General features: G+C 42.2%; 10 protein-coding genes. All 10 read right to left on the bottom strand.

Translation table 11 applies throughout. The features are described from left to right. The coding region (locus IPM95_06735; protein ID MBK9328999.1) for a hypothetical protein at nucleotides 1-420 on the bottom strand (420 nt) is incomplete at its 3' end. A gap of 1365 nt (nucleotides 421-1785) precedes the next feature. Next, the gene (locus tag IPM95_06740) at nucleotides 1786-5487 is read right to left on the bottom strand and encodes a hypothetical protein (protein MBK9329000.1); all 3702 of its coding nucleotides are present in this window, start codon (nucleotides 5485-5487) and stop codon (nucleotides 1786-1788) included. Between the two features lie 65 nt (nucleotides 5488-5552). Then, nucleotides 5553-6173, bottom strand: a complete 621-nt coding sequence (locus IPM95_06745; protein ID MBK9329001.1) for a hypothetical protein — start codon at nucleotides 6171-6173, stop codon at nucleotides 5553-5555. Further along, nucleotides 6151-6840, bottom strand: a complete 690-nt coding sequence (locus IPM95_06750) for a hypothetical protein (GenBank protein ID MBK9329002.1) — start codon at nucleotides 6838-6840, stop codon at nucleotides 6151-6153. The genes IPM95_06745 and IPM95_06750 overlap by 23 nt, the downstream gene beginning before the upstream one ends. Further along, entirely contained in the window at nucleotides 6840-10196 is a 3357-nt protein-coding gene (locus IPM95_06755; GenBank protein MBK9329003.1) for a hypothetical protein, read from the bottom strand. Before IPM95_06755 ends, IPM95_06750 begins: the two co-directional genes overlap by 1 nt. Before the next feature lie 55 nt (nucleotides 10197-10251). Continuing rightward, nucleotides 10252-11622 carry a hypothetical protein gene (locus IPM95_06760; protein MBK9329004.1) on the bottom strand — a complete coding sequence of 457 codons (1371 nt, stop codon included), beginning with the start codon at nucleotides 11620-11622 and terminating at the stop codon, nucleotides 10252-10254. A 39-nt stretch (nucleotides 11623-11661) separates the two neighbouring features. Beyond that, on the bottom strand, nucleotides 11662-15225 hold the full coding sequence (locus tag IPM95_06765) for a hypothetical protein (protein ID MBK9329005.1): 3564 nt from the start codon (nucleotides 15223-15225) through the stop codon (nucleotides 11662-11664). Between the two features lie 4 nt (nucleotides 15226-15229). Further along, nucleotides 15230-16051, bottom strand: a complete 822-nt coding sequence (locus IPM95_06770; protein ID MBK9329006.1) for a hypothetical protein — start codon at nucleotides 16049-16051, stop codon at nucleotides 15230-15232. A gap of 17 nt (nucleotides 16052-16068) precedes the next feature. Beyond that, nucleotides 16069-18873 (bottom strand): hypothetical protein, encoded by a 2805-nt coding sequence (locus tag IPM95_06775; protein MBK9329007.1) that lies wholly within the window; start codon nucleotides 18871-18873, stop codon nucleotides 16069-16071. 59 nt (nucleotides 18874-18932) lie between these two features. Next, a complete protein-coding gene (locus IPM95_06780) occupies nucleotides 18933-20054 on the bottom strand; it encodes a hypothetical protein (protein ID MBK9329008.1) in 1122 nt (373 codons plus the stop codon). Nucleotides 20055-20089 lie beyond the last annotated feature (35 nt).

Consider the following 20089-nt stretch of genomic DNA (forward strand, 5'->3'; position numbering starts at 1 on the left):
ATTCCCGGAGAGCAGGGAGGCTATGTCGTCCCGGAACAGGATGTCCGTATTATCTGCAGATACGGAAGGCCGGAGCAATTCATTGCCGCTGAATTTATCAGCATAATAGGTAGCCGCTACGCGGTTGCGCAGGTTTTCCTGTTTAAACCCGCTGATGAGCGGCAACACCGGATTATCATAACGGGTAAGCGTCAGCTGACGGATGGCATCCTGCGGACTGAACTGCGGCTGCAGGGGGAAACGCAGGCTGTCGAGTACGGCATCCACACCGCCACGGAAATGGGCGACGGAACTGTCCACCTCTCCCACTGCAAGGATTCTGCCGAGGTGGTCGTAGAAGGTAAACGAGAACCTGTTCTTCGGTTGTTGTTTGGCATTCTGCGACAGTATCAGCTGCCCTTTGCATTGTACCAGAAACACGTGGAATCGGCATCAGGCGTTCGCTGCCAGACCACCTGATTGCGCGTATTGTAGCGATATTGCGTCTTCAGCACATGTTCGGGCTGTGCACCATTCCAGACACCCGAGGTTGAAAAGTCGGTCGATTTAAGCGGATAGACGCCCTGTGGCGGAACGGTTTGCACCAGATTGCCGGCCTGGTCATAATAGTACAGCGTATATTGGTATTCGTTGAGTTTATACTTGAGCAGGAAGATTTCCTTTACCTTGAAACAATTGTCCACATACGCATTGTACAATGCCAGTTTAAGGGAATCCAGGTACTGCTGATAATAGTCTTTCAGGATATTTTCCGCCCGTTCGGTAATCTCCTTATAACAGCTGTCGGGAACAGGAGTCAGGAAGGAATCCACAGACGCTGAGAAAGCCCAGGTCTGGATGGCGTTGGCGGTACATTTTCCTTTGAAATCCAGCCCGCAGCCACTGCCCTGCCAGTTGTAATTCAGCATATACAGAAAAACGCGCTTGTACTTTGGAATGCCGTTTTCGAGGTGTATCACTACCGCTTCGTATTGCGTGAAATACGGCATGATCTTGTTGGCATAGAACTGATACAAGGCATTCGGTGCGAGCGGGCTGCCCAGAATCCGTTGTGACCAGATAATCTCTTGTATGTTGTGCACTTTTTTACCCAGTGAATCGAGGAAATAAAAAGTAGTGATACAGGGGGCATTGTTGCAGTCGCCGTTTTGTCCTTTCACAAAGGTGACATGGTCATCTTTCAAGACGATGGAATTGGGTGTAACTCCCCATTGCTGCAAGGTCTGTAATGCCAGCGCCCTGCCGCTGGTATCATTGGTGTAAAAGTTCAGCAGATCAGACCGCACATAAACCATCAATGCCTCAATGCCGTCCGGTGTGCAGACGGTCACCTTCAGGGTATCCCCTGTCGCCGGGTCCACCACATACTGATATTGAATGGGCATGTTATAGGTGGCTATGCTGTCCCAGGAACAAGAGAAATTTTTGGAGGACAGGAATGCCCGAATGGAATCTGTCTTAGGATCGTTTGTATCTTCGGGTTTTAACAGACCCAATGGATTATCGATGCCGCAATTTTCAGTGCAGTATTTCGTCAGCAAGCGTCTCAGTTCCAGCGAGTCCACAGGATTAACCAAAGTGCCCTGATGGCAATAGGCCAGCACCCTTGGATAATACCGGTCGGCGAAGCCTTCGCAGGTCTGCCGGCATACATCCCTGACCATACTGTCGGCTTCATGGCCGCTGGGTACCTGTCCTCTGTTGGCAATCGGATAGGCCACGATGGCACTGTCATCGGGCAGAAAACGGCAACCGTTGGCTTCCAGCTGTATGGCTTTCGCCTCTTCACGGATGGCGGTCATCAGATTGCGGAAATGAAACCACTTCAATGTATCCAGCCGGTTGATGACGGCTTTCGGCAAGCCATACTGATAAGGGGCCGACGGATTGGCTGTATAACCCGTAAAATCCACATCGGTCTATAAAATCATACAGATTGAGCTTAGGGTTACTCAACACATTCCGGTTGATGACCACCTCATAGTACTGATTGAATTTCTGCTGATACAAAGTAAAATCGGGATCATAGGCCGAAGGATTTTCCGGCGTACCTAATATGGCTTTTGCTTCGCTCCAAGTAAAAATGCGGCTGAGTTTCACATCCAGCCTGTCAGATACGGAGTCGTTGATACAGGCTTCGTAGTGGCAGTATTCCGGATGATATACCGCAAACGTGTCCGCATAACCGGACTTCCACAACGCCCGTATCTCTGCGAAAGTTTTACCATACAGATCCGGGACTAAATTCCTGTACTGCATAATGAAAGGCTCCGTAAAATATTTACCGCCGGGGCTTACAGCTGCCAGTATCTGTTCATAGATGGACTCACATTGCTGAAGCGCCAAACGGGAGGTATCTCCTAGAATATGTTCCTGCAAATCACACCATTTGGTATAGTAATAACGATACAGGTCCTTGTCTCCCGGTATGGTTAGGGTATCGAGTTTGCGATGAAGGCCGGATGCCATCAACGAATCGTTGAGATATTTCATTACATATTGCGTACAACCAAAATCACACGCGGTGGAATCGAGTATGTTACTAAGGAGAGAATCTTTGAAACGTTCATAACTGACCAACCCGTGTATCGTGTCCATTTTAATGGAATCTATCAGGTCTGTCAGGATCTTCAACTCCTTGGTAACGGTATAGGTTCCGATTTTATTGACGGGAGCGGAAAAAACAATCTTTGGATACAAAACGGGAGGTGTACTGCAGGGTACATCTCTTCCAAAGACAGCTTCCAGATTTTTGTTTCCGTTGGTAAACTGCACATTCGGCTGCGGATTGCTGAGCTGTGTCAGTGTAACAGGAGCACCGGATGGGTCATTCACACGGATGGAAAGTTGATACTGACACGTCTGACATATCTGGATACCTGAATTATTCAGTTCATTCACCCATCCTTCCAAGCTGTACTCAAACGTATCGCGGTTATTCTGCGCCTTAATCGTGTTTCCAAAGGTATAATTCAGGGAAATGGTTCTGCCCACCCTGTCGTATATATTATTATTATGCAGCGGCATCACAAACAGGCCGGAATCCGTGCCTATGCTGGTCACATTCGCCGGCACCTGTCCGGACAGACAAGTTGCAACCGTACGTCCAAACATATCGACATAGCTGACACTGATCTGGTCGTTCGGGTCAATGACAAAATTCTTTCGGTAATGCCTTGATTTACCCGTATTGCTGCCGAACAGGCGAATCAACTCATTATCCGGAACAGCGCCGTAAAAGTATTGCGTATAGTGTTTTTGTGTATTTCCGTCACTATCGTACCTGTCCAATGCAAATTCGCCGCCGACACCAGACTGTTTTACCGGCCTTCCGGTAGCATCTCTTGTAAATTGTGTTTGCGTGGTCACATATCCGTTTGCCTGCGGAATTTTATTGGTGTTGGCAAAATAGCGGGCATGATTTAAAAACGGATTGTTAGAACTGTAATACCTGGCACTGCCGCTCGTATTATCCAAAGCCGGCTGGATACCCTGGTCAAAATCGTTCTTACCTAACGCATGGCCGCCTGTTTTACTTAAATTAGATTTAAATAACAGATTATCATCATCTGCAGGAACCGGAAGCACATTCAACACTCCCCTTCCCTCGTAATCATAAAAGGTTTCAGCGGCTAATGATAATTTCTCGGTATTCAGGTTGGTCACCACCTGTGCCGCTCTGAGTGACTGATCGTAATAGGTTATGACATCTTTCTTCTTACCTTCTTCTGCAAAAGTAGAGGTACGCTGCCAGGAAAGTTCCTCTTCAAATCCTGTAGTGATAACATATACGGAAGGTGCATTCCAGGCACCGTAATGGAGGTGTTCAAAATTATTTCTGGTATCCGTTGTAAAGCGGCTGACAGGCCGAACACGGTAAAACAACTTACCTTTTGGATAAGCAATATCCAGCAGATAATGATTTTCCGGGGTAACAACAGAAATGCCTCTCTCTTTCAATACGTTTTCCGGGGTGAGCTGTTCAAAGGATGCATCATCCATGAATGCCCATTGTACCTCGTATTCTACAGCTTGTTTGAGCGGCACCCACGCCAGCTGAAGTTTATAATTAGAGGCAAGCGGGGCTATTTCCGTGTGCTGTATCTGCTGTACGGCCGTGCCGGAGCTGATGTCTGGTACCAGAAAGGTTTTCTTCTCAAATTCGATATTCATATCGTTCAGTATAGCCGCAGCCAATGGTGATATAGTCGCGCCATTCTGATTATAATATGCGATACTGTTTATCTGTAAAGTTGGGTTAACCGGATTCTGAATACTGTAAGAGCGGATGGATTCAAAAACTTTCTCCAATTTGGCGGCATCATTGATATCTGCAATTTTCAGCACCTGACTTCCATATCCGGGAATGGTGGTTCCGTTGTTTTTAATGTCATAATTGATTTCCACCCTGAAATTATTGGTACTGACATCCGTTTTGCCGGAGCGGTGGTAGTTGAATCTGGCAAAGTACAGACTCCTGGAAACGTCATTCGCAGCCGGAGAAACATAGTCATTTAGTACAATCGATGTTGTTGACGGATTCGATATATTAACCGTTGCCAGGTTCAATTGCCTGACAATGGAGTGTCCGGCTTGTCCATTGTATAAACCGTCGCATCCTGTATTATTGAGTTCTACGGTATCGGAACTGATACATAAATTATTGTCTTCAGCCTGCACCCAGTATTTACCGGCTGCGGAAGCGCTGATCTGATTTGTGCTTGCAGATGTTGACCAGTTGAATGTTGAATAATTTTGAGGATTATTGACAGATAAACTGACAGCTGCCTGATTCGGGCAATAGGTAAACGTAGTTGCATTGATTTTTACAGAAGGTATCCCGGAACCGGTTACTGTTACCTTTTCCCGAACAATGCATCCGTTCGAAGAAACAATTTCCACCATATACGTTCCCGGTTCTGAAACGGTAAGGGAAGTATCATTCTGCGCGATACACTCCCTATCCGTATGATTCCTTCCGCAATCATCCAGCCAGCCTCTAAAGATCTTAAACCATTTATAACTGATATGGCCGGAAGGTACTGTAAATTTTACACTCTGCCCCTGACAAATCAGTGTATCACGGCCGGGTGATATTTTGATTTCCGGCTCCTGAATGGTTTTAAATACAATCGGCATCTGATTGGAACAATCATTAGATCCGGAGCCGCAAAAATAATTGGCTGATGTTGAATCGCCCACCTGTTCTTTACTTTCTATATACAAGCATTCACTAAGTGTATTTTGTATGGTCTGCGGCGAGAACCCATTGGGCGGTGCAGCAGGATTTACCTGTGAAATATTCTGCCACTGACAGGATTCAAAGTTGGGGTCTGGCCCCCGGAAGACATACGGATATTCATTGGTGCATAAATTCAATGCCTGCTGAAAAGGGTGACGGACGATTATCTTGGTAGCATCCTCATTCAATTTTTGCCATTTGACACGTATCAGGAAAGTTATCCCACCTTCAAATGTTACAATCATATCATCAGGATATGTATACTCTCCACTATTAAAAGTTTACGCCAATGGGTAATCAATGTCTTCGTTTATAACAGACAAAGGATCTCTGATTTTCCGGCTGAGCGGTCGCGGATCCAATGTATCATAGGCACATTCATCCAATAATGTAATCGGGTACTTAACGGAGACTTCTTTAAGAAAACTGTTGCGTTTTCATATACACCATATTGTTTGCGCCTGTAAGATCTTCGTCCAAGGAATCCTTTCCAGTAAATACGTGCCAATTTGGTAAAGCTGACATCATGCAGCTTAAAGCTGAACACCAGTCTGAAATTGGGCAAATCCTTGACCAGATAATTGGGCTGATTAATAACATCCAGCCTGTAATGCGGCTGATAGTTGTTATCGGTCAAGACATTCGGGCCAATATTGGTTTGTGAACCGATGAGGGTACCCAGCTGATTATCCGTTACCTTATAATCCAGCTTATACTGATATTTCTTTTCATCCCGTCGTCTGTTGATCAGGCTGGAAGTGATATCATACACTTCAATTTCCATAGATACCCTGTTCGGATTGCATTTATCAATGATTGTTTGCGGGCCGCAGTAATTGGATTGAGCAAATGTCCTCTGTCCTGACAGCAGAATCAGAACCAGAACGAAGTATAGTGTTATAAATCTTTTATTTTCCAACAACAATTTCATACATCTTATATTTAGGGGTTGGCGTATATCTGTCATCCTTCAGGACAACATAATTGGAAAAATCAGCCTTACCGGCAAACTGGTCAAAAGGCAATGATTTATAGACGATTCGCTCATATAGATAATCACTTTCCTTTAAATAGTATCGGACTTCCTTAATTTCATTTTTTCCTTTCACCCAGCATTCCGCTTTTACATAGGGTGTATTGGCAGCATAGGTGGTAAATATGGTATATCCGTTCAGCTTCTTTTGCGTAACCGAATCACAGCCATCGATTACCTTTAACATCCTTGCGGCAAGCTGTTCATTTAAACTTGCTGACAAGTCTTCTTTTTCGGATTCGGTGTACGGATTATAATTAATGGTGATTTTCTTTAACGGATGATTCACGATGACGGAACCTTCGGTATTAATGACATAATCCGCTCGCTGCGTACTGGTATATAGTGCCAGTTCATCCCTTACCACTATGGAATTATCAGCAGACACCGGATTTACCTTACCGTCATTGGATACTAATGTTGCATCGTATTGCAGGGCAAACCGGTTTCTGCATAAAAAATCTATAATTACCTTCCGGTACTGCTCTTTACTATCGGACGCCATAGAAAACTGGGCTATCAGCAACAGAAGCAAGACAATCATACAGGAGTTTGGTTTCTTCATTATGGCTTTTTAATTTTTATATAGTTTTGTGTCGATTGTATCGTTTTAACGCCATTTACCGTTTCTTTTTTTATGGAAAACAGGTTGCCTTCATCATCATACTGATAAAGGGTGGCATAGTTATTCTGATCCAGCGTAGCCCGAAGTTTATAATTGGAGGGATCGTAGACATAGGTCTGTATAGAGCCGTTCTCCGGGAATATCCGGATATCATCCAGAAAAAAGGTGGTGGAGTTGGAAAACTCCAGATACGGTACCTTACTGCCATCCGTCACATGAATGACACCTTCCAGTCTCTGCCATCCCTCTATCACCTCTCCGGACGGATAGAGCGAAGTGGATTCACTGCCAACTTTTACAGTAATACCGGTTCCATTACTTTTGTTGGTATATTCTAATTTTTCAGGAGGTGCATCTTTTATCAGGTCACTTTGCAGCCAGGCGCTGACCACATAATTTCTGCCGGACTTCAGGTGTAAATCATACTGCGGAACAGAAGTGAATCCGGGATCAACTTTCAGTGCATTCTTCCCGGTATGTGCTGCATCCTGGGTAAGGGAAAGTTTCGGATTCTGCTGGTCGTATACCAAAATATCTTTGTTGACCAATAATGTTCCTGCCCAAAATCTGTCGCACAAAGGACCGTTGGAAAAAGGGAATGGTTTTGATTTTTCCGCCGTCTGGAAAACAACCAGCCTTGAATCATCCGCATCCGGGCAGGGAGTCTCTTTCACAATCACCTTTCCTTTCATATTTATGCTTTGTGATGGAAGATTATTTTTTTCCATAGAGTTTCCGTTAAAGGTCACATCCAATGGAATATCGCAGCATAAATTACCCTCTATATTTTTTACCAGTGCATACCGTCCGAATGCCGCATCAATATTATATTCCAACACATACGGATAACGAAGGCCGGTAATATTGGGCACCAGGTCTATGTTGCCGGTAGAATTGTTCAACTGATTTTGCTGCGGAAAACTACCTGAAGCATATTCCTCAAAATTTTCAAATCCAATCTCTTCATAGGCGGCATTGGCAGCTACAGCTATCTCCAGCTTGCCGCCATAACCATACAACGCGGAACTATACCGGCCTAAGATGTCTTTATTTTCCACTTCAAAACTACCCGGGTTATAGTTGGAGATGGTATGGTTCAATGTCCATTCAGGGGCACATTCGAGCAATCCCGGATGGTACCAGTTGAACAGCTTACAATCATGGAAGGTGCCATCCATCTTTAACTTCACATCCGCTCCGCTGTTATTGGCAGACAATGTTCTGCCGTCGATATAATCAAAAGTCTGCCGAGCCCTGAACATACCGAACGTTCCATTCTGGTAGGACAGCTTATTTTTAAATACATCCAGTTCCGCGGCAGATGACCATTGAACACCGGAATACAAAGGCTTCCAGATGGACCGGAATTTCGTCGCAGAGACATTTAAAACGGAATCCACTTCTTTCAGGATCAAACCCGGGGGATTCAGGTCTGCCACATAAATGGTATCTTTTGCATAACACCCTTCATTCGTATAGGCTTCAATATGCATATAACCGCCAAAGGTTCCGCCGGTGAACAAATGAGTATTGGGCGTGACATCCGTCTTTTTAGCTGCATCCAGTTCGTTTATACAACAATATTGCCAGGGCAGCACATTTGTAAACAGCGCTGAATCTGTTTGTATCTTCAGGGTATCTTTCGGACAGACATAGAATACTTCCTCTGGTAGGATATTATAATGAATCGGATTTAAACTGAGGTATGACCTGACCGGACAGACGGTTGGACGTCCGCATTCTTTTATCTCATTAAAGGAGAAGTCATCTAACACCAAATAGGAAGATAAAAAACGTTGATCTTTGATGGTAATTGTCGCATTTGTAGAAAGGCTGCCTCCGTATGTGGTAGTGCCGCTGTACCAAGTATATATCATTTCATGCCAGCCATCCTGATACGGAGAAATATAATCATAATCCCTGTGTATTATTTCCCGTGACAAGGGAACATCAACTCCATTAATCGATACCTGTAAATTTGGCTTCCTCTGGTAATAAAATACAGCAGGCCCCTGTTGTTGCCCATACCCTATCGTTTTGTAATAAAATTTAAACTGGTAATATGTACATCTTTCCGTTTTAATCTGAGTGGTAAAAATGTCTCCTGTACCTCCCAAACCTGTATGTACACCCAACATCCATCCGGTACCGGTAGTATGGTCCACACAGGAATCATAGACACGTCCGATTGTTTTGCCGATATGGTGCTGATTCTCCATAAACAGCATCTGTCCGGGCAATAGATTATTGGCGCCAAACGGGTCGGGATTATTATTCAACAAATACATATCATTCGGATGTACATCGGTATAACCATCATGGTCAAACCAATAGGTAGTATCTTCCATATCTCCGGAAGGCATCAGATTCGATTCCAGACATTCATTGCCGATATAGGGTGTACAATTAATTTCCAGAAAATAATCTCCAAACGGTAAATTATCAAAAACGGTATCCGATGAATTGGAATGAACTGTAGCAGGTGTAATCATACAATTGGGATCCCAATGTTGGTTGTACAAATTATCCTGGTACAAAGTATAAGTAAGCTGACTGGAACAGGAAGAAGGAAAATATTGCTCTATCAGATGAGTATAATTAATGGTGATTTTTCCATTAGGTCCGTCCGGTCGGCTGTCACATGGATGCTTCAGGGTGGTTGTCTCTTCTTTTGGAAGCGTCTGAGCCGTGCACAAGATATTATTATTGCATGGAATTGGAGTACCCGAACATGCTTCACATCTTAGAATAAAAATCTTTACCTGTTTAGAATAAAATGAAATTACCTTACATCCCGGGAATGTGCTGATTTTTATTGGATTGGTAATTAATGATGGATATGACGTTGAAACCGGAACATCTGCCTGATAGGTTATACCGATTTCACTAATCAGACTACCCGGGCTAACACCAGTAACCGTCAAATTATAAGTATCTGTTCCCGTTATATTTTCAAGCCCCCATATTCCTATAGGTAAATGTTGATTCAGATACACCACTAAATCCTGTGGATCCTGAAACGTAAAATTATAATTGGTGTTGACGCCTCCGGAAACTGAAAAATCAAGTATTTTAATACCCTCGCTGGAAAAGCCTGTGGAAAACAGCACATTTAAATTTTCAGGATTACAAATTCTATCTAATAACGGCTTTCCTGAATATGGATATAAGACATCATTTACATACACATTGCTGTTCAAGGCATAATAATCCGTCACGGGCAGGCAATGAACAGAATCGTTGCAATTAATTAAAATGGGCGTTTGTGACACCGGTATACTCGCTGAGTAAGACATATAGTGCACAAAACTCCACAGACAAAGAAGGAGTAACTTATATCTTATTGTATATCTACTTACACTCATAATTGGTTCTGTTTGTTACAGGATTAGTTTTGCTGATGATGCTGCCCGCCGGAACTGCCAGCATATTCTTTCTGCCGGACCGGATGATAGTACAATCAAGTAATTCCCCGTCTTTGGGGAGTTCCACATCATAGATTGCCCTGGTATCTATCCAGATGGTATTCGTATTAATATCAGCCTGAATTAAATAGCCCAATGCATAGTAATTAGCCCCATTGTCTATTGCCAGCTCATCCCCTATACTTAAATTCTCGAATACCTTCGTATCTGACACCTTTAATCCGATATATTTGGTATCTACATGCTGCGAATCAACCATCACCTTAAAAGAAAGCGCATTATTAAGATAAGCGGGTCCCATGCCATTATATTTCCAGTAAGCCGGAATCGTGTAGTTGAACGTATTGTTGCCATATTCATCATTGAGTTTTGTCAATAACGGACTTCCCGTATAAGCATCAAATAATACATTACTGGTTTTCACCAAAGAACCTTCACTAAACCGTATGACAGAATCGACAATTCCAAAACGGTGAATGATCTTGTTGTTTGCGGCTAACCGCACCCCTTTTATATCTTCACCGATTGTAGGCAGCAAACTGGCAATGCCGATAGGAAAAGCGACCATAAATACATCCACATTAATACGCATACCGAACGTGGTATTGCTGCCGGCTGTTTCACGGGCATCACCGAAATATTCATAATCTACCCCTAAAAATTTATCCTGCACCTTATCGTCGTCATACATGACTTTGGCTTCATTTTTCAGCTTCTTAGAAATCGTTCCGTTAGAAACGATGTTTTCCGATTTATAGATATATTTTTCATAGCTGATTGGCATGGAGTCCAATATTTTACCATCGTTATTCTGACCGTAGGTGTAGGTCGCTTTCGGCTTGCCGTGCATGTCATTTAATTCTGCGCTGAACCCTTGAGAAACAGTAAGCTGCTCATCCGTAAAATTTCCGATAATGGGAATCGGAATCTGGGACTTATAGTGATATAAATTTCCCGGCGCACTACCTGCCTTTACCAACGGTGTATAATCCGTCAGGGTTGGATAATCCTTGGACGTGTAAAATTCCTGAACCGTTTGCCCGGTAGTAGGAACAGTTGCAGGCAAAACTGCATTGGCTACCATGTCTGATGCCCTGCTCCGAACCGTAACCTTACTATATCCAATGGAAGGTGCCGGAAAATAGTTTTCATTCAGCGGCAGTTCAGAGAAGGTGGGAATATAATTCCGCATGGCTACTTTATTTTCATAAAACATGGCCCGTTTCAGTGCATTCTCATCACCACCGATCAGCGGCTCATAGGCAGCGACACCGGAACTTATTTTTTCCTTTTTCATTCAAAGTGGTATAATCATACACCGTACCGAGCGTATCAATCAGATTATTGATGTTTTTGAAATCAATTCGATAGATTTCACTCTGGCTCCGCCACCGTATTTAGCACCTGTCACATTATTCAAACGGATAAAAGAATGCTGCAAATCCATCTTTAACCCGAAACCCTGGCTGACAGCCTGATTATAATAATTCTGTACAATCGGGAATATGGTAAACAAACTGGTCATCAGCACCTCAATGATGGTTCCAATCAGTTCCGACTTATCGGTGCTTTCCGGATTCCCTCTGATTGCATTTGTCCCTTCAATAATTTCAGGACGGTTCATAAGTAAATAATTCCATGCGGAAACGGCAAAGGGGTGTGCACCGCTGCTGCTAATTTTTTTAACGGACTGCGGTATAAGATTGATGATCCCGTAATATCTGGAACCTGCCTGAACGGCGTCTGTATTCTCCACCTTACTGTAACCCGATACATATTCCCAGTCGCCACGTCCGGTTAAATCCACTCTCGTTTTAAAATACAATTGGCCGGTATTATCTAAATAATCCTTTACCGCATTTTTAGCTTCCGTGATGGAAGCAATGGCAGAAGGCAATTCAAAATAAACCGATTTACTGCTCCAGTTATACACCTGTTGAGGAAGCCCGATACCTGCAGCATCCCCCATACTGGCAATTTTATACATTTGCATGGCGGGTTTATTTTGCACATAGGCATAATCATTGGCTTCATAATTTATTTTCATTCTGGCGCCGGTAGGCAGCTCCATTTCTTTCAGGTTCCATACCGCAGCCCTTCTGTCTGTTTCAGATTTGGATAAGTCCTGCCTGGAATAAGGGAAATATTTATTCTCACAATAACTTAAGTCATTTGGCTGGTAATCACCCCATCTGTTATAATCATACGGGCTGTAATCCGGATTTTCTGAAGCAAGTCCTTCATAGTAATCAAACACGTAGTTATTGTCTTTACCTTTTTCATTGTTTCGGTATGAAAACCAAACTGATTTCAGCGTTAACTTTCCTGTATTCGCTTCTGCATTCTCTGCACCCTTGCATAATTCCTTAGCGGATACATATCTCCCCGGGTAATTGGCATATTCAAAATGAACTGTTTTTACCGGTATCGCATTCGGTAAGAGGGTACCATTTGCATCATACCGTTCAGGCTTGGTAAACAACCGGATGCTGTCCAGTTTATAGGATGAAGACCCGTTTAGAGATGAAAAACTCAGGGATTGTATTTCTTTTTCCGCACCCTTTGCATCATGCCTCATGCTTACATAAAATTCCGCGACATGTGTTTTGGTTTCAATACTGGTAACATAAAAATTCTCCCTCTTCCCGTATGTATATGTTCCGACATCATCCCTGTCTTTGGACTGCAGTTTTTCATTATAGTTTCCACCTTTATAAGGCGCTCTCCAGTTATAGGGTTTCAGGCCGTCACCCTCACTTTCGTCACCATTTGTTTTCAGGTAATTAAATTTCACCCAATAGCCTAAGTCTTTATCCGAAACGCCATTATCATCCATGTCTATATAATCAGTTCCCAGGACGGACGTTAAAAGATAAGAATGCGCATAAGCGGGTAATTCTTCCTTATTCAAATAATCTTCATAACCCGGAGGTGGGGCAATAGGATCCCCGCTGCCATTATCTATACAATCTGCTTTATATCCGTTGCCATTTATTTTGGCTACAGAATAAGTACATTCCGTACTTGACAGATTGTATGCCGGTAACCCGTAAATGTATCTCAGACCGCTGGTGTTTACCGCTTCAAAACCACCGATATGTCTGGGTGGTAAATTGGCCCTGTCTATCAGCTTGTTTAAGCAGTTGAGGCTGTAGCACTGATTGATGTTTGTGGTATAGCTTACATCAAATTGCTTTAAGATATTATCTTCAGTATTCAGTTGCTCGTTTGTAAAATGCTGAATACTGATATTTCTCGGGATTCTTTTACTGGTTGTATTAACAGTTGGATATTTTATAAAAACACCTGAACCGGATCTCGCTGCAACTTGTTTTAAGGTGGAAAAATCTCCTCCGGCAGATGCACTTGGTCCAATATTAATATACGTAGGTTTCAACCCCTGTAAAATATTTTCTGTTTCTGATATGTCCAACGCATGTATTTCTCCATAGGATTGATATGTAACGGGTTCATAATATGGATTATCCGGATCTGATGCTTTGTATTTGTATAATTCATGTATATCCATATTCCGTACCCAGTCGCCGGAAGTAGATTGGCTGATACCCCCAAATCCGGAGCCGCCGGCATGAAACAGATTTCCCGCTGCAATTTCCACCGCTAAAGATGCATTCCAGCCATCCGATTCCTTGATGTTATCCCGTAACATACCTATATCCGAACGGAAAGGGCGGAGCATGGCACCTATTCCCTGGCCTTTAACGGAATAGATATCATAATTTAAGACGGGTTGTGCGATGGTCTTCACTTCAGGGCTCACCGGCTGATCTAATGTCCTGTCAAAGTCCATGAGCTGGTTGTCCTCGTTTACATTTTGCAGATAGTTAAAGCCAAACCCTTCATTCTCCACCCATTCATTATTGCTTGCCAGTTCTTCCTTATTCCAAAACCCATTGACTTCCCCGTCAATATTTGCAACCGTCAGCTGCCCGCCCAACTGGAATGAAGCATTGAATCCAATGCTCTTCATTTCATCATTCATGCGTGGGCTTTGTGCCGCACCCGCATATGAAAAATTGGTGCTTAATATACTAAGTGAACTGCTTTTAGTATATTCATTGCTTTTACTGAGTGGTGACTTTCCACCATTTTTAGTAATTGTCCCTTTTTGAGATTTCGACACACTTACACCCAGTGAAATTCCCTGCAATCCGTACCTTGAAGAAAAGTTCATACCTATCTGTAAGCCACCGCCAACAGTAGCGTCACCTTTCGCTTTTGAATAACTCAACCCCAATGTTGGGCTTACCTTTCCGCCTTCAATATTATCCTGGCTCAAATTGAGACCTAAAGAAGCTCCTATTCCATTATAATTTGCCCCGATGGAGAATCCGCCTTCCTGTGTGACTCCAAAACCGTTATAATTGTTATAGTAGAATTTAATTCCTTTGCTGAGACTAACAAAATCTTTTACAGGTACCCCAGCTATCTCTCCTTCTGCACCCACAGTAACCCCTGCACCGATGGTGATATTGGGTTTCATGTATTTTTTATTACGTACGACATCCCCGTCAAAATCATCCGGCAGTCCACGCATTTCCCTGTTAATGACACCCACATTTAAGTTCCACCCCAAGCCGACCCAACTGGCTTCCTGATCCATTGATATACCGGAACTGTAGGATAGATTAATGGGATATCCGCCGTCCGGTCCGGGAATCTCCATCAATGGAATATTATAGGAAAAACTTCCGGAAAAGAGGTCCACCATATCCGTAGTGCCGTATTGGGTAAAACCCTGAACCTCGGGTTGTGTAGGCCCGGAAGTTAATGCATAGGAAACGGCGGGAGAAAATAGCTGAATGAACATCAGCAACAGGAATGTAGCGGCCAAATGCTTTGTATGTTTATGTTGATTATATCGTTGTATATGATTCATTATCTTATTGTATTTCAAATTTTGCTTTATATATATCGCCTTTGGGTGTCTCTACTTCCAGCTGGTAGATATTTCCTGCGGCGACCGGAGGGTTTATCTCTGCATTATTCAAATCAACGGACAAATAATTCCACCCGTAATCAAGAGCAACTTTTGTAGAAGGGACATTCGGGTTATTCGTCAGCAGCACTTCCCGTTTCCAGTTATAGATTTTGTATTTTAACTCATATGCGGCATAGTCTTCAATATATTTGAAATTCAGTTTCTTGTTTTCCACCCTGTAGACGTAATTATCCACTGTCTTGGCCAGTATGATATAGGGTTGTGTTAAGCTTGCATTCGTAATTCTGGCACTCTGGTTGCATTTTGTAGTGAACATATATGGTTCAGACTGACCAATCTTATTGGTATATTTTACGGTATATTTTCGTTCATCCACTATCTTGGTTTTGTTATCGTAGGCAATAACCTGCCATGCGTATATTCTACAGTCTGAAAGTGCCGGGGCATCCACCGGATACTGAAGCAGTGTGCCGGCACCGACCTCTTTTTCAAAGAAAACAGGATTTGACAGGATTGCGCTTTGTGCTGTCTGGTATGGATACATTTCAACAATCCTGATAACATACGATGCATTGTTTTTCGTGAAATCCATATTACCTGACCAGCTGAACAAAGGATACCTAACGTCTAATTTCTGTTCGTTAAATGGTATGGTTAACTGAATAGGTGCAAATGAGTTACTTAAAAATGTCTGGGCATTCAAATTTATTACCCTGAAAAACAGTAAACAGAATACCAAATGCAGGCGGCTTGTTCTTATCATATATATCTTCTTCATCTTTAAATCCTGAATCTTAATTGTGACCTGAATGTAATTCCATGTATCTTTTGCAACAACCCGTCTGTTGTCCTGTTTAGTTGTTCTTTCTGGAGCCGCAAGTCGATATTTACATATTTTGTAACAGGAAATGTTGTCTGGATATAAAATCCGATCCTGTTCATCTTATTTCCGTTCACAATGGTAACTCCCACCGTATTCTGAGATTTTTTCAGCATCACCCAGGAGCAGTTCAATTCTGCTGATATCGTCTTATAGACTAGCGAGTCGGTATAGGATGGTTGTACATACTGTAATGCATATTGTATGCTGGTATTATTCTTAAACGTAAAGATCTGATTCAAACTGACCGTATGTATCGTTTGGCTGACATAAGAAAGATAATTGACTCCAATACCTGTCTGTTCTGTTCTGAAAATATCCGAAGTATTCAATCTGGTATTGCTGTACACAAATTGGATATTGCCTGATAGTTTATTATCCTTCGCGGAAAAACTGTATCCTGTATTGACAACGACAGAACCGGTATAATTCAACCGTTGGGTGTTCAGCCGCTGTATACCTTTAATCATCAGAACGGGCGTGTAAGTGACCTGAACATACGGCAGCCGGGGTATACTTAAACCGGCGCTTATATTGCAGGAATGAATCTGGCTCCTGTATATGGCGGGTTTCGACAAACTATCCAAATCGAATCGATATTGGGCAAAAATCTGAATCTTATTATTTGCGAGAGATTGTTCTATATTCGCCTCCAAAATCAACCTGTCCTTTAAGAGAAACGGCGTGTTGTGGGTTAAATAGTTTTTCCCTACGTACTGAACAGAACTTTTTATCTTAGTCTTTGATACCGGTATATAGCCTATCATGAATGTCTTTTGGGCAAGATCGTGAATTGAATGTTTAATCACTTCTCCGTTATTGGAATATCTGCTGTTATTAAAAGTATAACCAAACTCATTTCCAATAAACAATTTCTTACGACACATCAGGACACCGGCATCTGAAACAACAGTATGACTGACGGAAGGAACCCTGAGGATATTCAGCGTTGAATCAAAATAGCTTCCCCCATTTTCTTTTGAATACAGGTAGTGGACATGAAAGTGGTTTTCATTTTCAGACCCATACCCGGCACCAAATGAAGCTACCACCTTCTTATACCTCGTATTGGAAGGATTTAAAGAATCCACTAAGATATTATCGCCCTTACCGGCAAAACTTGAAAGGAATATTTTACCGGTACCGTATTCAATATTGTATCCCTTTATCATTACTCCGTTAATTCCCAGGCTTGATTGATGTGGAAAGACAGTTCCCAGTTCAAAGACCTTCAACCCCTTGAAAAACTGTTCTTTTCTGGATAAAATAGTAAATTGATTTAATAATGCATTTAAATCTGATTCATTGTTTAGCAGGTTATTGATATCAATTTTATCATAGTCCCTTAACTTGTGCTGCCAGTTCATTAACTGCCGGATCTCTTTCTTGTTTTCGAGCGCTGTCAGAGAATGCCGCATCAGATTATCGTACTGCTGCTTCAAATCCACCAGCTGTTTGATATCTTTTACTGACTTTACATCCGTAAATTCCATGAATTTACCGGCCAGCTTATAAGCATTGGATTCTTTATATCCGAGTAAGGAATCTAATCCGTTAAATACGCCAAGCGCAGCATCTGTTCTTAATTTATTGATAGAACCGGAATCGAGTCCGAACCGTGACAGAGCGTTTGAAGCCGAATCATTCCCATTCAACGGACCATCCGAATTATGGATACAAGACAAGATCTCCTTAAGCATGGGAAGTGAGTCCAATTGTAAATCTTTTGTCCAGTTAAGAACCTTATCATAGCTCAATCCGTCAAGATGCTCAATCTGACCCTTTAACTCCGCTACTGAAGACAGGTTGTATTTATCTTTAAAGGACTCAATACTCTCCAGTTTCTTTTTTATTTCCGGATTCCTGATGATTTCTTTTACCTGATCCAATTTCTTCACAGACTGAAGTTTCTCCTGTACATCACCGGATTTTAATTTCTCCGTCCACTCCCCCGCATTTTTATAAAAATAGGGTGCTTGTTTTAAATCCATTTTTTTCAGGAATTCATATTTACCGGGTATTTTCTGCTGAATCACCTTATCCGATTCTTTTAATAATTTCTGAATCAGCTTATTTTTAAACTGATTATAATCAAACCGGAATACAAAATTGTTGATCGTATTCGGATTGTTTTTTTGCTCAGAAGTAACAAATACATCTGCAGAGACAGGGATTTCAAAGAGTGTCAACGTTGGATGAATGTCGAAACGCACATAATTCGGCTGAAAGACATAATCATTCTTAAATGCATCTGAATACTGGCCGTTTAAAGCACCGTTTACGCTGAAATGGACATTTTTCTTTTGTTTTCCGGAGCTGTCTCTTGTATTGTTTTTGGGATTAACGATAAAGGTGGCCGTATATTCAGAAAGAACCTGATTCGATGGAAAAGAGAGCGCCCGAACCGTGATACGGTATTGATCATTATCCAGTTGATAATCCCAGCCGGGCAACACAAATAATTCCTGAATCGGAGACAACATATCAGCACGCAGAAGATGCGTTCCGCCTAACAACTGCAAGGTATTGGATCTGGCTTCATAAATCTTGCCATTTTTAATGGAGTTTAACGTGGTATGAACATACAAGATACCATCGCGGAATGAACTGATATTTAAATTCCAAAGGTCCTTTACAGAGCCGGACTGCTCCAGATTTCGAAAGGAAATATCAACCTGACCGTATGTGTTACCAAGTATAGTCATAAATGACAACGTATAAACAATTTTTTTAACATTCACATCTGTATCGTTTCAAAAAAAACTTATAATCTCACCCAGTTTGTTCCATTCCAAAGCAACTGGATGGCATTTGAACCGGAAGTATTTACCAGTGAAGTTATCAGCGTCGCACTGCTGGAAGATTTATATCCCGGTGAAAGTGTCAGCGCCTTGGTGCCATGATTAATAATGTTTATTACCGTTCCAACAGGAAAACCTGACGTTGGAATCGTCAGGGTATAGGTTACCGTTGAAGTAACGTAATAATACCTATTGTCGACTGTAACGGTAGCATTCGTATTGTTAATATTCAGGATGCCATTTGATGAATTTAAGCTGCTCACGTCCCGCCAGACAGACAACCCATTTGTATTTTTAGCCAAAACCTGAGAGGCCGTATTATCCGTGCCGAGATTATTGATAATCATCTTACCATTTACCGGCCGTATATAAATATCCGAATACAGGTTGTCGGTATCTTGTGTTTTTCCTTCAATCCATACTCCAAAACCTTTTGCATTTTCACCCAATATCTTTGTACCGATGGTATTGATTCCTGTACCGGTATGTTTGCCGGTAATCGCAGTACCGCCACTTAATGTGCCACTTCCATTATTCTCACCATAAAGCGAAACGCCAATCGTGTTGCTCACAGAGCCGTTTGCCTTTCCTATAATTTGCAAACCATTGGTGGTGTCATTATCTGCTTCACTAAAAACTGTTGATTTGGCGATATGGACAGATGCCTGATCTATCTGATTGTTGGTATAATTGCTCTGATTAATAAAGAACCGTTTATTCTTATTAATTGAAAGGATTTGATTATTTCCATCTATGGTAGTACTCTCAACCAGTGCACCGCCCAGTTTTACTGGATTTCCCGGGGTGCCATCACCTGAAACAGCATTTGAAGTACTTACAGTTGAGTCAACGGAACTTAAACTGTTGACATTTCGCCATACAGCATAACCATTGACATCTTTTGCAAGAACTTGCTGTGCAGTGCTGTCGTTCTGTAATCCGTTAAATGATAATTTATTGTCCGTGAGAGAGATGCTGTTCGCACCCTGGCTGTTATTGTTTACTAATATAACGCCTTGCTGGCTGACAAAAAGTCCATTTGTCCAACCATCATTATTTGTATTTTCCTTTTTATGAACGACCATAGAAATATCATTTTTAAACAGTCCGCCACTTACCG

Source organism: Sphingobacteriales bacterium (genome assembly GCA_016719635.1).
GTDB lineage: Bacteria > Bacteroidota > Bacteroidia > Chitinophagales > JADIYW01 > JADJSS01.

Coding starts and splice junctions, on each gene's coding strand:
- IPM95_06740 (MBK9329000.1), bottom strand. CDS start 5,487: ATGATTGTAACATTTGAAGGTGGGATAACTTTCCTGATACGTGTCAAA.
- IPM95_06745 (MBK9329001.1), bottom strand. CDS start 6,173: ATGAAATTGTTGTTGGAAAATAAAAGATTTATAACACTATACTTCGTT.
- IPM95_06750 (MBK9329002.1), bottom strand. CDS start 6,840: ATGAAGAAACCAAACTCCTGTATGATTGTCTTGCTTCTGTTGCTGATA.
- IPM95_06755 (MBK9329003.1), bottom strand. CDS start 10,196: ATGTCTTACTCAGCGAGTATACCGGTGTCACAAACGCCCATTTTAATT.
- IPM95_06760 (MBK9329004.1), bottom strand. CDS start 11,622: ATGAAAAAGGAAAAAATAAGTTCCGGTGTCGCTGCCTATGAGCCGCTG.
- IPM95_06765 (MBK9329005.1), bottom strand. CDS start 15,225: ATGAATCATATACAACGATATAATCAACATAAACATACAAAGCATTTG.
- IPM95_06770 (MBK9329006.1), bottom strand. CDS start 16,051: ATGATAAGAACAAGCCGCCTGCATTTGGTATTCTGTTTACTGTTTTTC.
- IPM95_06775 (MBK9329007.1), bottom strand. CDS start 18,873: ATGACTATACTTGGTAACACATACGGTCAGGTTGATATTTCCTTTCGA.
- IPM95_06780 (MBK9329008.1), bottom strand. CDS start 20,054: ATGGTCGTTCATAAAAAGGAAAATACAAATAATGATGGTTGGACAAAT.